Annotated in this window: 14 protein-coding genes and 2 pseudogenes; 8 read left to right on the top strand and 8 right to left on the bottom strand. The window is 46.1% G+C overall.

The features are described 5' to 3' along the window. Nucleotides 1-74 precede the first annotated feature (74 nt). Together R7E78_RS18475 and R7E78_RS18470 are read left to right on the top strand one after the other, a co-directional pair. A complete protein-coding gene (locus R7E78_RS18475; protein WP_025768760.1) occupies nt 75-560 on the top strand; it encodes a VOC family protein in 486 nt (161 codons plus the stop codon). A gap of 174 nt (nt 561-734) precedes the next feature. Beyond that, nucleotides 735-1,160: a VOC family protein gene (locus tag R7E78_RS18470; protein ID WP_017634369.1), complete on the top strand. Its 426-nt coding sequence runs from the start codon at nt 735-737 to the stop codon at nt 1,158-1,160. Nucleotides 1,161-1,237: 77 nt separating this feature from the next. On the opposite strand, the pseudogene R7E78_RS18465 reads toward R7E78_RS18470, so the two are convergent. Then, a pseudogene (locus R7E78_RS18465) lies at nt 1,238-2,373 on the bottom strand (MBL fold metallo-hydrolase). Between the two features lie 180 nt (nt 2,374-2,553). On the opposite strand from R7E78_RS18465, the gene R7E78_RS18460 reads away from it, so the two are divergent. Continuing rightward, complete coding sequence (locus tag R7E78_RS18460) at nt 2,554-2,799, top strand: Rho-binding antiterminator (RefSeq protein WP_005460845.1); 246 nt, start codon at nt 2,554-2,556, stop codon at nt 2,797-2,799. A gap of 96 nt (nt 2,800-2,895) precedes the next feature. Here the strand turns inward: R7E78_RS18460 and R7E78_RS18455 are convergent, their stop codons facing one another. From R7E78_RS18455 to ompW, 3 genes are all read right to left on the bottom strand, one after another. Beyond that, nucleotides 2,896-4,386 (bottom strand): MDR family MFS transporter, encoded by a 1,491-nt coding sequence (locus tag R7E78_RS18455; protein WP_069543312.1) that lies wholly within the window; start codon nt 4,384-4,386, stop codon nt 2,896-2,898. Further along, complete coding sequence (locus tag R7E78_RS18450) at nt 4,383-5,408, bottom strand: HlyD family secretion protein (RefSeq protein ID WP_318058123.1); 1,026 nt, start codon at nt 5,406-5,408, stop codon at nt 4,383-4,385. Before R7E78_RS18450 ends, R7E78_RS18455 begins: the two co-directional genes overlap by 4 nt. A gap of 214 nt (nt 5,409-5,622) precedes the next feature. Further along, on the bottom strand, nt 5,623-6,267 hold the full coding sequence (gene ompW / locus R7E78_RS18445) for an outer membrane protein OmpW (protein ID WP_167427163.1): 645 nt from the start codon (nt 6,265-6,267) through the stop codon (nt 5,623-5,625). A gap of 496 nt (nt 6,268-6,763) precedes the next feature. On the opposite strand from ompW, the gene R7E78_RS18440 reads away from it, so the two are divergent. Genes R7E78_RS18440 through R7E78_RS18430 form a run of 3 tightly spaced genes read left to right on the top strand, consistent with a single transcriptional unit; the run spans nt 6,764 to nt 8,394 of the window. Continuing rightward, nucleotides 6,764-7,414, top strand: a complete 651-nt coding sequence (locus R7E78_RS18440; RefSeq protein ID WP_085344443.1) for a Qnr family pentapeptide repeat protein — start codon at nt 6,764-6,766, stop codon at nt 7,412-7,414. 9 nt (nt 7,415-7,423) lie between these two features. After that, nucleotides 7,424-7,735: a cupin domain-containing protein gene (locus tag R7E78_RS18435; protein ID WP_085344444.1), complete on the top strand. Its 312-nt coding sequence runs from the start codon at nt 7,424-7,426 to the stop codon at nt 7,733-7,735. Nucleotides 7,736-7,773: 38 nt separating this feature from the next. After that, nucleotides 7,774-8,394, top strand: a complete 621-nt coding sequence (locus tag R7E78_RS18430; protein WP_046875594.1) for an HAD-IB family hydrolase — start codon at nt 7,774-7,776, stop codon at nt 8,392-8,394. 116 nt (nt 8,395-8,510) lie between these two features. Here the strand turns inward: R7E78_RS18430 and R7E78_RS18425 are convergent. After that, nucleotides 8,511-9,689, bottom strand: a pseudogene (locus tag R7E78_RS18425) (lytic polysaccharide monooxygenase). Nucleotides 9,690-9,902: 213 nt separating this feature from the next. Then, nucleotides 9,903-10,343, bottom strand: coding sequence for an Lrp/AsnC family transcriptional regulator (locus R7E78_RS18420; RefSeq protein ID WP_213965778.1), 441 nt, complete (start codon nt 10,341-10,343; stop codon nt 9,903-9,905). A 114-nt stretch (nt 10,344-10,457) separates the two neighbouring features. On the opposite strand from R7E78_RS18420, the gene R7E78_RS18415 reads away from it, so the two are divergent. Continuing rightward, nucleotides 10,458-11,042: a LysE family translocator gene (locus tag R7E78_RS18415; protein ID WP_318058122.1), complete on the top strand. Its 585-nt coding sequence runs from the start codon at nt 10,458-10,460 to the stop codon at nt 11,040-11,042. A 179-nt stretch (nt 11,043-11,221) separates the two neighbouring features. Continuing rightward, nucleotides 11,222-11,995, top strand: coding sequence for a siderophore-interacting protein (locus R7E78_RS18410; protein WP_206957596.1), 774 nt, complete (start codon nt 11,222-11,224; stop codon nt 11,993-11,995). Nucleotides 11,996-12,094: 99 nt separating this feature from the next. Here R7E78_RS18410 and R7E78_RS18405 read toward each other — a convergent pair whose 3' ends face one another. Both R7E78_RS18405 and R7E78_RS18400 read right to left on the bottom strand, forming a co-directional pair. Further along, on the bottom strand, nt 12,095-12,967 hold the full coding sequence (locus R7E78_RS18405) for a LysR family transcriptional regulator (protein WP_017633836.1): 873 nt from the start codon (nt 12,965-12,967) through the stop codon (nt 12,095-12,097). An 80-nt stretch (nt 12,968-13,047) separates the two neighbouring features. Next, the gene (locus R7E78_RS18400; protein ID WP_115386898.1) at nt 13,048-13,854 is read right to left on the bottom strand and encodes an arylamine N-acetyltransferase family protein; all 807 of its coding nucleotides are present in this window, start codon (nt 13,852-13,854) and stop codon (nt 13,048-13,050) included. Nucleotides 13,855-14,021: the final 167 nt, after the last annotated feature.

Genomic DNA, 14,021 nt, shown 5'->3' with positions numbered 1-14,021 from the left:
AATCAATATCACACCATATACTCTCCCACATCGAAACAAGACAACGTTCAAACACACATGTTGGGAGCAAACAAATGAAAATGAATCATGTCGGTATTATGGTCGGAGATATGGACAAAGCGGTTGAGTTTTACACGCAAGCGCTAGGTCTAAAAGTCGTTATGGGCAACACGAAAGTGATTGAAGAACGCGAAACGGCAATTGGCAGAATGTGTATTGCGGTCTTTGGGGAAGGCTTTAAAGGCTTCAACATTGCGCACCTTGTGACAAGTGATGGCATCGGCCTTGAATTATTCGAAATGAAAGAGCGTCAAGAGCGCCATGAAGTGGATTTTTCTCGCATCGGTATCTTCCATTTCTGTTTGCAGACAGACGATTTTGAAGGTGCTATCAAACGCACCGAAGCACTAGGTGGCAAAGTGCGCATGGACATCATGCGTTACCACCCAGAAGACGATAATAAGCCTGCGAAAATGGTTTACCTAGAAGACCCATTCGGCAACCTATTCGAGCTTTACTCACATTCATACGAAGAAACTTACGCTTCTGATTACGAGTAATAGCCCCATCCATATTCCAAAAGGCTAGCAATACGCTAGCCTTTTTTGTTTGCTTTGAGTTGCAGTGTTTCTGCACTCGCTCTAGCAAAAAAACATCTGGAATTTGATCATTTCTCTCACCACTTTTAAGGTCACTTTATACTTACCTCAACACAATGCAAAAAGGAGTGAAGCATGCCCACCAAAAATCCAATCGCCATCAAAGCGCTTGATCATGTTGTTTTAAGGACCTGTAACCTCGATGCTATGTTGCATTTCTATCGAGACATTTTGGGCTGCCCTGTCGAACGCGAAGTAACGGAACTTGGTTTAACTCAACTTAGGGCAGGTAACGCATTGATTGATGTGGTGACGGTGGACAGCGAGTTAGGGCAACTTGGCGGTAAGCCACCAGTTCAAAATGGTCGTAATATTGACCATTTTTGCCTGCAATTGGCGCCTTTTTCCGAGGATGAATTACTGGAATATCTGCGTGCGCGCGGCATTGAAACCGAAGAGTTTGCGAAGCGGTATGGCGCACAAGGGTTCGGTAGATCACTCTATATACATGATCCGGAAGGAAATGTCGTCGAGTTAAAACCTCAAGTGATTGATGAGTAAGCGAGTAAAAAACCTTGTTATATTCTGAAAATAACAAGGTTAATTTCTAAAATAATTATTGAAGTAAGATCATATTATTAAGTCAAAATTCCAGCTGGATCACATATTTCTTTTTCTCGCCACCATTGTTTATTTATATGTTCTTGATGAACGTAAAAACTTTCCCCCGGCATTGGCGTCAGCAGCGTTATATGTTCTTTTTGACAATGGGCAAGCAAATCTAAAATCGGTTCGTCCCAGCGGTGAGTAAATAGCTCGTATGTAGCCCAATGTACTGGCAACAGTTTTTTCGCATTTAAATCGCGAAACGCTTGCACGGTATGATGAGCCTGCATGTGCCCCCAGTTTTCGACCGGATAACCTTGGCCTTTCACATCGGCAGCCACTTCCAAACAGGCAATGTCGATTGGTCCACATCGCTGTGCGATCTCGGAAAAGTGCGAATCGTAAGCTGAATCGCCACTAAAATAGAGCGTCTCTTCTTTGCCTTTGATGACCCAAGAAGCCCACAGGGTCGCGTTTTTATCGAAATAAGTACGACCCGAATTATGGTTAGCAGGCGTACAAATCAGTTCGATTCCAGCATAGTGCACGCTATCCCACCAATCGAATTCCACGATGTTGTCTGCGTAAACGCCCCACTTTATCAGATGCTTGCCAACCCCTAAGGGTACATAAAACGTCACGGGTTTATCGGCGTAAAAACGTATGGTCGATGCTTCTAAATGGTCGTAATGATCGTGCGAAATCACAATAATTTCAGGAATCGGCAAACGATCTCTGGCATGGGTATTGGGAATATTGCGTTCAAACCACGCTTTTGCGATGAACGGAGAAGCGTAATCAAATAACGGATCGGTCAGAATTCGAATGCCATCGACCTCCACCAGCATGGTGGAATGGCCCAGCCAAGTAACGCGCATCGATTCACTTCGCTGCGCAAACTGCGTAGGTTGAATTGGGAAATGTGGCAGATGTTCGTTAGGACTCAATGGCGTTCTACCACCAAGATAGCTCCAACACACCTGCCAGAATGATTGCGGGCTAGGGACATTTGGCATCTCGTTTTTAACGCGGCCGTTTTCAAATTGAGGCGAGTGGTGAACACGGTGCGCCAACTGCGCATCGTAGGTTTGAGGGGAATCAGTGAACTTGGCTTTTGTGTCTTTTGTTCACTCGTTAGGTATGTGCGCTTAAGTATCGTTTCAGACATATCGTAGTTTTGTCTCGCTTGCGAACGCTCAACAGTAGGTTTATTAAAACGTGCGTGTATGTCTATTTCGTGACCAAAATGAGGTGTAAGATGAAGATTCAGTTTCAATCAAACGTCTTCTATTTAAGGATACGGTTCTCAAACCTTCTGAATACTGCGTCGGTTTGAAAGGAGAAAACTATGGTGACTTGCAGCCAATACGATTTTATTGAAATCGCCTGTATGTTTAAGCTCCCTATCGAGATCACACTAAAAAATGGTGAAACTCATCAGGGCAACGCGTTCGACACAGGCTACGACATGCAGCGACAAGAGTGTTTGTTTTTAGATATGGATGGAGAGCACACCGCCTTCCCGACTGAACAATTAGTCGCAATGCGCGCGCTCAAAGCCAATCCGCATTTTGACGAAGTGACGTTTGAGTAAACGTCCTTCTTTCACTGACACCGTCCAATAAAAAACGCCTCTCAAGCTGACACAACTTGAGAGGCGTTCTCTTACACTATTCACCGGAACTTCATGTTATTCACGCGACCGAATGAAAACCAGCATCGGCATCATGATCACGAACATCACTCCCACAAGCTGGAAGGTGTGCACAAAGGCGACCATTTGCGATTGCTGCTGCAACATCTGTTGGTATTGGTCTAACGCAACCGGGTCGGTAATAGAAAGCCCCTGATTGGCCGCCCAGTCATGCAAGTTAGGATTATAAGGATTAATACCCTCTCCCAGCGCATGCCATTGCTGCTGACTATCACGATATTGGAACGTGGTTGCGATAGAGATACCAAACGAACTACCAATGGTACGGAACAGATTGTAAATACTCGCCGCCGCAACAGATTGCTCTTTCGGAATCGTTAAATACGCCAAGGTGGATAGCGTCGAGAAGGTTAAACCAAGCCCCATCCCCTGAATCATACTCGGCATCACAATCCAAAATGTATCGATCTGCAGTGAGTACTGCGTCATCAAATAGCTACCAATCCCGATGCAGCTCAAGCCAAAGACTATTTTGATTCTGGGATCGAATTGCGGATTGAGCTTAATCACCAAAATCAACATCGCCGCTGACGCCAACCCACGCGGTGCCATTAATAAACCAGTGGTTGAGACCGGATAATCCAGCAAGCTTTCCAACAGCATTGGTTGTTGAGTCGTCAGACCAAACATCGCCATCGACACCACGGCAATCATCAATGACGAGACCATAAGGTTTCGGTCTTTCAGTAGCCACAATGGCGCTATTGGACTTTTGGTTTTCCAACTGCGATATATCCACATCACCAATCCCATGACTGCGAGCAATATCGCCGTCTGAATCATACGTGAGTCGAGCCAGTCGTCTTCATTCCCTTTATCCAACACAAACTGCAACGCGCCCACACCTAACGCCATGTAACCGATGATCCACCAGTCAAAGTTAGGTTTGGATTTGTTGTCGATATGGATATAGCGATAAATCAAAGAGGTACAGATCAAACCGAATGGCAAGTTGATGTAAAAAATCCAGCGCCAGTTAATGTTGTCGGTGATCACACCACCCACAACTGGGCCCAAAATAGGACCAAGCAAAATGCCGATGGAGAAAATCGCCATCGCTTTGCCTTTTTGCTCATACGGATAAATCTGCACTAACGTCGACTGCGCCAATGGAATCACCGACGCGCCGAAAGCGCCTTGGATAATGCGAAATAGCACCATCTCTTCAAGAGACTGTGCTTGCCCACAAAGCGCACTGGCAATCACAAAACCGATCACAGCAACCAGCATGACTTTGCGTTCACCAAAGCGCGACACCCAGAAACTGGTCATCGGAATGAAGATCGCTTCCGCCATGCTGTAACCCGTCAGCACCCAAGTAATTTGGTCTGCTGTTGCGCCCAACGCGCCCATCATGTGCGATAGCGACACGTTCGCAACGGTCATATCGATTAACACCATGATGGCAGAAAGCATCACGGCGACGGTGGCAATTCCCCGTTTGTCTGCCGTAATTTGATGGTTCATTGCATGCTACTTTGCAAATCAATGGTGACTTCTGAGCTCGCACCCACGCGAAGTTGCGGCGCATCGGCTGGTACTTCTAATGCCAAACGTACAGGGAAACGCTGTTTGATTTTGACCCAGTTACCCGTTGCGTTTTCTGGTGGCATCAAAGAGAACGATGTACCACTCGCAGGCGACAGCTGCTCTACCGTTGCTTTCCACACCACGTCTGGGTACATATCAATCACCACATCCGCATGCATGCCAGGTTTAATATGAGTAAGATCGGTTTCTTTAAAGTTCGCGCGTACCCAATAGCTGTCTTTTAAAATCACAGGGAACAGCGTTTGACCCACGCTAACGACCGAGCCTACGTGCGTATTGATTTCACCGACAATGCCATCCACTGGTGACGTAATGTCGGTGTAGCTCAAGTTCAGCTCCGCTTGCGCTAACTGTGCTGCCGCTTGTTGAACGACCGCAGCCTCTGCACCTTCTTCACCACGGTTCGCAATGGCTTTTTCTACCGTCGCGCGCGCTTGTTCTAGGCTCGCTTGGGCATTGGCTAGTTTGTTTTTCGCCGTATCTAAATCTTGGTCTGACGCCAGTTTGCGTTTCACCAGGGAATCCGTACGTTTGTACTCTACTTGCGCTTCTGTCAGGTTAGAACGCGCCGCATCTAAGCCCGCAACGGCTTCAGTTACCTGCTTATCGGCAACGTCATGTTGCTGGACCGCCAATTGGTATGCCGCTTTGGCTTGCTTCACTGCCAACAAATATGGGCGTGAATCTATCTTCAGCAGTAGGTCACCTTTGTTAACAGATTGGAAATCTTTGACATCTACAGAAACCACTTGGCCTTTTACTTGAGGCGCTACCGACAAAATTTTTGCCCTAACGTAGGCATCTTCCGTGCTTGGATGACTGTCTGAATACTGCCAAGACCAATACATCGCACCAAATGCGATAACACAGAGAGTAAAGAAGAGAGTTTTTACCAGCTTAGATCTGGAGGAAGAATGCTTCGCGATGTCGCCGCTCATTTATATTGTCCACTTGTTCAATTATGTGATCAGTGTAGGACTTTTCGATCTTCCGACAATAAAATGATCTGCAAGGTAAAGATCCAATTTTACGTGTTGCTAAGTTGAGTAAATGATGTGCAAGCAAAACGAGAATAAAAAAGAGGGGCAGTCCCCGTAACCGCCCCCAAAGTCATGCCAATAATAGTAATGTGCGTGTAACTACTGGTTTTTCTTAGAACTTGTAACCGCCGCTGATCATAAATACCCAAGGGTTAATTTTGACGTCGGTTTTTTGCTTCGCTCCACCTGCTTTGTAAGTTGCTTCTGTTTCAATGTTTGCGTACCACGCAGCAGCGTTGAGGAACCATTGATCGTTAATCATGTAGTCCACACCAATATTCGCTGCTAGACCGAATGAGTCCTCCAACTTAAGATCTGAAAGGCCAGCGCCTTTACCCGTGCTATTGAAACCCTCATCAAAGAACATGGTGTAGTTGAGACCTGCACCAACATATGGACGGAATTTACTTTGTGGCTCGCCAAAGTAGTACTGAACCATAAGCGTTGGTGGAAGATGTTTGGTGTCCGCGATATCACCAAGACCTAACAAATCTGTTGAGATATCGTGGCTGAATGGTGTTGCTGCTAGAAGCTCTAGGCTGATGTTATCTGTGAACATGTAGCCAAACGTCAAACCAAGCTGCGTATTTGAATCCACTTTCAATTCTTCTTGAGAACCAAGAATCTTATCGCTGCTGTCATTTGGAACGACAGACGCCGCACCAACACGAAGGACGAAGTCACCTTGTTTATGAGCGAAAACACTTGGTGACACGAGTGCAGCAACCACTGCTAGACTGCAGATTGTTTTTTTCATTTTTTATTTCCTTTTATAGGGCTTCGTTATGTCGTACCCAAAGGTGTGCCTGCTGACTGGCCTTAGATTTCAAGTAAACTCAGCGCCTTGAAGCACACGGGCATCTATATTTTTTTGAGCTGCGCGCAATCTAGCACATAGAAACCCTACTATTTTGATGGAAATCAATTTGTGAAAAATATAGGTTTTTTGTATAGAGAAACGCCATACCGATCAACAAATTATGCAAATCGGATACAATTCTGTAATGCAAACTGTGCGTGTGAGAAGCTATGCATGCTCAAAAACACGAATCCTCTCGCTAAGGTCCGTAGCCAGCAAAAACTTTTTTCTTCCTCTACGTCTTCTATTTTCAAAAAATAACCCACTTAAAACGCTCGTTTGACCCCTTAAAATCGCGATTTGAGGGGTTTGTAAAACACTGAAATACAAGAAGTTATTTTTCTGGAAAATCAGTTACTTGGAGTGCTAGTCTGCTCGCAGCTAAGGAGAAGACATGTTAAAAACCGATCTCATTTTTGAACGAGAAAACTTTTCTCACCACGATTTTCAGAATGCCACCTTTAAAAACTGCCACTTTTATATGTGCAGTTTCGACCATGCCGATCTGCGCGATGCTAAGTTCATCGACTGTCGCTTTATCGAATCCAAAGCGCTAGAAGGGTGTAGTTTTCGCTTCGCGAACTTAAAAGATGCCAGCTTTACGAACTGTATGTTGGCGATGAGCCTGTTTAACGGCGCAAATTGTATGGGCTTGGAGCTGCGTAAGTGCGATCTCAAAGGGGCAAACTTCCAAGGTGCGAACTTTGCTAATCGCGTCAGTAACACCATGTTTTTCTGTTCTGCTTTTATTACTGGCTGCAACCTTACCTACTGTAACTTCGAGCGAGCGTTACTAGAAAAATGTGACCTCTTTGAAAACCGTTGGAACGGTGCAAACCTCGCAGGGGCAACTCTTAAAGGCTCGGATTTATCTCGCTGCGAATTCTCGCCAGAACAATGGGGAACCTTTAACGTTGAGCAGTGTGATCTGACTCATGTCGAACTAGACGGGCTAGATGTTCGCCGCGTTTCTCTGTTTGGTGTTAAAATTTGTGATTGGCAACAAGAGCAATTGCTTGCGCCTTTTGGACTGATCATTATCTAAGGAAAGGCCATGAACCTGTTTAAAGACTTACCGAATAACCTCGACGAGGAAGTGTTCGAAGACCTGCTGACCCACAAAAACCTGCGTATAGAACGCATTGTCTCAACAGGGCAAACCTCGCCCAAAAGTGGCTGGTACGATCAAGAAGAACATGAATGGGTATTGGTTCTTAAAGGAGCTGGAGAGCTGACTTTTGAATCAGGTGTAGTGAAACGACTTGAGGCAGGCGATCACGTGACAATTCCGGCTCATACCAAACACAAAGTGAGCTGGACTGACCCAACGCAAGAAACCATTTGGTTGGCAGTGTTTTATCAATAAACACAAAACGATTTTAAATCGAAAAATAGGCGCTGAATTTGCTCGATACTACCAAGCCGTCACTGGCACTGTTTGATTTTGATGGCACCATTACCCGAGAGGATATGTTTAGCCTTTTCCTCCACTATTCTGCTTATGGCCTGCGCAAGCGAGTAGGAAAGGTCGCTATCATGCCATTTTATGCGCTGTACAAACTCGGAGTGTTACCCGCTCGTCTTATGCGTCCGCTCAGCAGTTTTATTGCATTTTCAGGGAAAGAAAAGCAGCAAATTGAAGCGATTGGCGCTCAGTTTGCCCATGAAGTGATCCCGCTGTACTTACGGCCAGAAGCGATGGAAAGGTTGGCGTGGCATCAACACAGAGGCGATACCATTGTGGTGGTGTCGGCATCACTCAATGCGTATCTCAAGCCTTGGTGTGAAGCGAACGGTTACCGCTTGCTGTGCAGTGAACTGATCTCAGAACAGCCAAAACTGAGTGGCTTTTACCAGCAAGGTGATTGCAGTTTAGAAAGAAAAGTCTCGCGCGTTAAGGCGGCGTTTTCGCTCGACGAGTTTGAGTCTATTTATGCCTACGGTGATACACACGAAGACATTCCGATGCTCAAACTGGCAGACTACGCGATGCTCAACTGGATCGAGTGGAGAGCAAGCGAATAACGATATGTGCTCTGATTTTCAAGACAACCACTCGACCAAAGTGGTCGTTTTAGACTGAAAAAACAAACCCTTCTCACATGAGAAGGGTTTTATTGATCAGGGCCCGAATAAATGGCTTAACGCCATACCCCCCATTGACCCGTTGTGCCTGGTTCCTCACCAGACGTCCACCACTGAGCGGTCCATTCTTTACCGTTGTGCGTCACCACATCACCTTGGTCGTAAACAGCCGTCTTGTCCCACAAGTTGGTTGGTTCAACTGGTGGCGGTACATCCGCTTTGATCAGTGACAACGCATAACTGAAGTCTGCGCTTGGCGCTAATACTTGGTTCGCATTCACGTTCTTACTATCGAACATGTAGTGGTTCATCTCTTGATGCCAAATGCCCACATACCAATCGCCCGTTTGCTGCGCGTTAAATTGATCTGCTATTTCTGCCGCCCAAGTCGCCGTATTGTTCGCACTGATTGGTAGTGAAATATCGACAATTTCATTGCCTGTCGCATTAAACGTACGAAAACGGATGGTGTCACCCGCTTCTACTGGTCCGAAACCTTGCTGAACAAAGTAGCCTAGAGATGTCAGATTATTGCCCGGTTCGGTTGGATCAACAGGGTCAGTCGGTGGCGTCGTGCCTGTTCCGTTTAACGTAATGTCACTACAGTTGTAGAAACCTTCCCCAGCGACATCAATACGCTGCCAACGAGTGTAAAGTACCGCATCGCCCGAACGATCAGCAGGGAAAGTCACCTGAATACGGTAGCGTTTTTCCGCATCAACATACACATCACCTGCGGTGTCGATCAGCTCTAAATCACTCCAAGTAAGAGGTTTTGAATCATCATAAGTTGGCTTGGTGAGATAGAGTTCCCAGTACGATGGGTTGTGCGGCGCTTTGCCGTAAAACACCAATTCAATCTGGTTATTTGCATCTGGCGTAACATTGGTGCGCTGCCAGTTTGGAGAAGGAATGTTCAAGCCTTTCTTAGCTGCATCGCCAGCAGAACATAGCTCACCGTCGCGAACCACGGCTTTCACATGCTCCATATCTCGGTAATTTGGTACGTTTGCTGCAATTTCGCTACGCTACACAAACGGATACGCGCCAGATTCTTCAAAAGCCGCTTTACACGCTTGGTTAGGGATCTCGTTGGTCCAAAAACCACCGTCTAAATAACACGTATTCTGACGAGCACTTGGAAATTCTACCCAGCCGTGGGCGTTGACGTTAAATGAGCTCAATGCGGCAACAGCGCTTAAGCTCAAAAGAGGAAGTGTTACATGTGATTTCATCGTTCATCCTTAATTTTGCTGACTCGCCGCTCTGAAACACAAGCGGTTTAAGCAAAACTAGCAGGATGGGATTATTTAGAAGGTGAGAATAAATATGGAAATTGTAAGAGTGCCATCTGCTTTCCAGCATTTGTTGTGAACCATTCTCATACTCGACTGACTCTTTCGAGTCACTTCAAATTCGTGCGCAACAAAACTGTCACTCTTGACCGACTAACGTTCGTCTTTTGGTGTGTCCATCACCACCATGGTTGTGATCGACTTGACGTGTTCGCACTCACCCAACACATCAGCATGGAACGCTTTATAAGCGGCGAGATCTCGCGTCTCTACGCGTATGAGATATTCGTTAGATCCCGTAATGTTGTGACATTCCACCACCTCGTTTACAAAACGCACATGCTCTTCGAAACCCAGCTGTGCCTGCTTAGAGTGCGAGGCCAAACCAATCGACACATAAGCGACAAAACCCACGCCAAGTTGCTGATTATCCAGTACTGCTCGGTAGCCTTTGATCACGCCTTTACGCTCTAAATCTTGCACTCGGCGTAAGGTTGCAGACGGAGATAAACCAACGCGTTCCGACAGCTCCACATTGGAGATTCTTCCGTCTCGTTTGAGCACTTGCAATATTCTTTCGTCAAATCTATCCATGATGATGTTTCATTGCTTATTTAGTTTCTAATCATCAAATAAAAGCACAATATTGACCTCAGTTCTACTTATAGTTGTTCTCAACTTATCGAGAACTGATTCAAGGAACAATCTATGGAATATCATCAACTGGGCGCTTTGGCGTTGTTCGCTTTTGTCTCCACTTTTACGCCGGGTCCCAATAACATTATGTTGATGACCTCAGGGGCAAATGTCGGCTTTAAACGCACTATCCCACACATGTTGGGCATTACCTTTGGCTTTGGTGCCATGCTAATTTTGGTGGGTATTGGCTTGATGAGCCTGTTCCACGCATATCCAATTACACACTCCATTTTGAAAGTGTTGAGCTTGAGTTATTTGCTGTACTTGACGTACAAAATCGCCACCAGCGACAAAACCGAAGCAAAACACGATTTTCGCCCAATGTCTTTTTTAGGGGCGGTGGCATTCCAATGGGTGAACCCAAAAGGTTGGTCGATGGCGTTGACGGCCATTACGGTATACACCAGTGGCGGTGCATGGCTCGAACTGACTTTTATCGCCGGTATCTTCTGTTTAGCCAACTTGCCATCGGTAACATTTTGGACGGCGGCAGGTATGCAATTGCAGCGTTGGTTGACCACCGATAAACGCGTTAAGGGGTTCAACTACAGCATGGCTGCGCTGTTGCTTTTGTCTACGATTCCAATGATATAAGTCCATTTATGGTTAAAAAACGACTCACTTTACGTGGTTAGAGAAAGGATAGAGGTAATATTTTTCTTGAAGCTTTGGCGTTAATTCACAGTGTAAATTTGTTTAAAGACGCTACCCTCTTGTTAGGGAACTTGATAATCTTTAAATGAGAAAGAGAATAATTATCGAGTAAAGTAACAATGAAAAAGAAGCCTCAACCTAAAACGCTTGTTGTCACAGACACAGAAACCATCACTCCAAACATGCAGCGCATTACCTTGCAAGGTGAGGCGCTGAGCCACTTTCCTCGTGACTGCGAAGGCAGTTACATCAAATTACTGTTTAACGATATGGGCGGCGCGGATCTGAGCATCCTGTCAGAAGACGACCGACCAATCATGCGCACCTACACTATTCGACGCTTTCATCCAGAAACCAGTTCAATCGAAGTGGATTTCGTCCGACACGTAACGCAAGATCTGCAATGCGGATTTGCAGCGCGTTGGGCAATGGCCGCGCAAAAAGGCGACACGATCAGCATTGTTGGGCCAGGTAGCATCTCCAACTTAAATACGGAGGCGGATTGGTTCTTCATGGCTGCCGATATGACGGCACTTCCAGCGCTTTCTGCGAAAATTCGTACGCTGCCAGAAGAGACCAAAGGCTACGCTGTGATCAGCGTGATGTCTCCAGACGACATCCAACCCCTACACGCGCCAGCAGGCATGGAGTTGATTTGGCTAACTGAACAGCAAACCTTGGCTGATAGCGTTCGCGAACTGGAATGGTTAGATGGTAACGCTTCGGTATGGTGTGCGTGTGAGTTCGATTCAATGCGTGCGCTGCGCCAATATTTCCGCAACGAAAAAGAAGTCGATCGCGAGAATATCTACATCAGCAGCTATTGGAAGCAAGGCGTATCTGAAGATGGGCACAAAGTGATTAAACGTGAAGACGCGGAATCCAACCAATAGTGATTCATGTCTTTTCGATTCCAGCTCTCATCCTAATAAAAACGCCCGGCATCACCGGGCGTTTTAGCAACTTCAGTTGTATTAAAGTTCATGAAAACTCTAATCCGCTAGTTCCTGCGCTAAAAAGTCGATCAACAACCTCACTTTGGGCGATAAATTTCGGCTTTGTGGATACAGTGCCCAAATGCCTTCACGGTCGTCTCGGTAATCGGTCAGCACCTCGACTAGCTCACCGTTATCTAGAGCTTCTTGAACGTAATAGTCCGGCAACTGCACTAAACCCAAACCACGTTTGGCGGCGCCCATTAGCGCAAAACCACTATTGCATTTAATTCTCCCCGATACGCGCAAAGACTTATCACGTTTATTTTCCTTAAAATGCCAATAATCGACCGAACCAACTAGGCACTGATGTCGAGCCAGTTCGGATAATGTGTGAGGCTCGCCAAATCGCTCCAAATACATAGGGCTAGCACACACGTAATTTTGACGCGACGAAAGACGCTTTGCGATCATGCTGGAATCTTGCAGGCGGCCAAGACGAATCGCCACGTCTACCCCTTGCTCTATCAAATCCAGTTTTTGATTGGTCAGAACTAAATCGAGATCCACACGCGGGTACTTCTCCAAAAACTGATGCAAGAGCGGTGCGAGGTTCATTTCCCCATAGGTCACAGGCGCTGTCACACGCAGCAAACCTCGCGGTTCGGTTTGCATTTGCGTTACAGCAAGCTCAGCTAGTTCTAGCCCTTCGACCAAGTGTTTGCACTGCTGATAATAAAGCTGTCCAGCTTCAGACAGAGAAACTTTTCGCGTCGTGCGATGCAGTAACTTAACCGCAAGACGCTCTTCAAGTGCCGATACGCGGCGACTGATTTGTGCCACTGACGTTTTCAGTTTAGCCGCGGCAGCTGTAAAGCTGTTAGTTTCCGCTACGGCAACAAACTCGCTGACTCCTTCCCAATTCGCCATGCTGTATTCCTGTCGACCTCTTCTAGACAAATAGTGATTACATTGTTCTCGTCGCGCTACGCTTTGAAAACTGGAAAACTTTACGCGTCAGGTAACGGACGAAGATCGTCGTATTGCGCATCAAGCTCAATGCCAAAATATTCTTTCAACGCATCCAGGTAGGTTTGACCTGGCTCTAGCTCTATTTCTGTTAGCTCTTCATGATTGGTGCATCTGAGTGTGTAGTTAAACAGCGTCACCAACCCACTTTCTGTCGCTCTAGCAGCGACTCTTGCGCTAGTAAAACGTGAATTAGGCGAAGTCGAGGTAAAGAAGTTGCTACATGCAATGTCACCAGCAAACACAAACTCTAGGTCAAAGCTGTATAGATTGTTCCACGTGTCCGTTCCATCGGTTGAAAGCACTTGGAGGAAATAACCAAACTGAGCATCTTTGACAAAACGGAAGGTTTGTAAATCCGTCTGAATCACTTGGTCAAGGATAAATGGCAATGGCGCTCGAGGGGTATTGGAGCCAAAACCTACATCGACAATCCATGTTTGTTCCTCTAACGTCACTAACGTGATTTGATGACTACGACCTGTTGGTGTACCAGACACATGTACACGCCCTAGCAAACTTCGCGCTTCAAACCCAAGAGTGTTGAGCACATCAAGCATTAAACCATTTAATTCAAAGCAGTAACCACCGCGAGAGTGGTACACGGTTTTTTGAATAATATCTTCAATCTCAACAGAGACGCCTCGCTGCAATGCGATGTCAAAATTCTCAAACGGCAGGCAACGATGCTGCGCCACGTGAATTCTGTGCAATGACTCCAAATCGGCGGGCAATTCACTAGGCAAGCCTAGCTTGGTTAAATAGGCACTCAGATCCGTCTTATTCATAATCACTCTTACTTAGCTGATGGTTTGACAGTTTTCTACTTTAGCCCCTCTATCTAACTTCAGGTCAATCACCTTTTCCATTTCCCTTCCGCTTTAAGGAGGCATCGCACTCTTTTTACACGCTCACCTTATCATTATTACGCATATGTAAAAATCATTTTCAAAAT

Source organism: Vibrio sp. YT-19(2023) (assembly GCF_033337395.1).
The sequence above is the reverse complement of the archived record's forward strand: the minus strand, read 5'-3'. Positions and strand labels throughout refer to the sequence as shown.

Excerpts from the sequence above, each read along its gene's own strand:
- R7E78_RS18475 (WP_025768760.1), top strand. The coding sequence starts at position 75 with ATGAAAATGAATCATGTCGGTATTATGGTCGGAGATATGGACAAAGCG.
- R7E78_RS18470 (WP_017634369.1), top strand. The coding sequence starts at position 735 with ATGCCCACCAAAAATCCAATCGCCATCAAAGCGCTTGATCATGTTGTT.
- R7E78_RS18460 (WP_005460845.1), top strand. The coding sequence starts at position 2,554 with ATGGTGACTTGCAGCCAATACGATTTTATTGAAATCGCCTGTATGTTT.
- R7E78_RS18455 (WP_069543312.1), bottom strand. The coding sequence starts at position 4,386 with ATGAACCATCAAATTACGGCAGACAAACGGGGAATTGCCACCGTCGCC.
- R7E78_RS18450 (WP_318058123.1), bottom strand. The coding sequence starts at position 5,408 with ATGAGCGGCGACATCGCGAAGCATTCTTCCTCCAGATCTAAGCTGGTA.
- ompW (WP_167427163.1), bottom strand. The coding sequence starts at position 6,267 with ATGAAAAAAACAATCTGCAGTCTAGCAGTGGTTGCTGCACTCGTGTCA.
- R7E78_RS18440 (WP_085344443.1), top strand. The coding sequence starts at position 6,764 with ATGTTAAAAACCGATCTCATTTTTGAACGAGAAAACTTTTCTCACCAC.
- R7E78_RS18435 (WP_085344444.1), top strand. The coding sequence starts at position 7,424 with ATGAACCTGTTTAAAGACTTACCGAATAACCTCGACGAGGAAGTGTTC.
- R7E78_RS18420 (WP_213965778.1), bottom strand. The coding sequence starts at position 10,343 with ATGGATAGATTTGACGAAAGAATATTGCAAGTGCTCAAACGAGACGGA.
- R7E78_RS18415 (WP_318058122.1), top strand. The coding sequence starts at position 10,458 with ATGGAATATCATCAACTGGGCGCTTTGGCGTTGTTCGCTTTTGTCTCC.
- R7E78_RS18410 (WP_206957596.1), top strand. The coding sequence starts at position 11,222 with ATGAAAAAGAAGCCTCAACCTAAAACGCTTGTTGTCACAGACACAGAA.
- R7E78_RS18405 (WP_017633836.1), bottom strand. The coding sequence starts at position 12,967 with ATGGCGAATTGGGAAGGAGTCAGCGAGTTTGTTGCCGTAGCGGAAACT.
- R7E78_RS18400 (WP_115386898.1), bottom strand. The coding sequence starts at position 13,854 with ATGAATAAGACGGATCTGAGTGCCTATTTAACCAAGCTAGGCTTGCCT.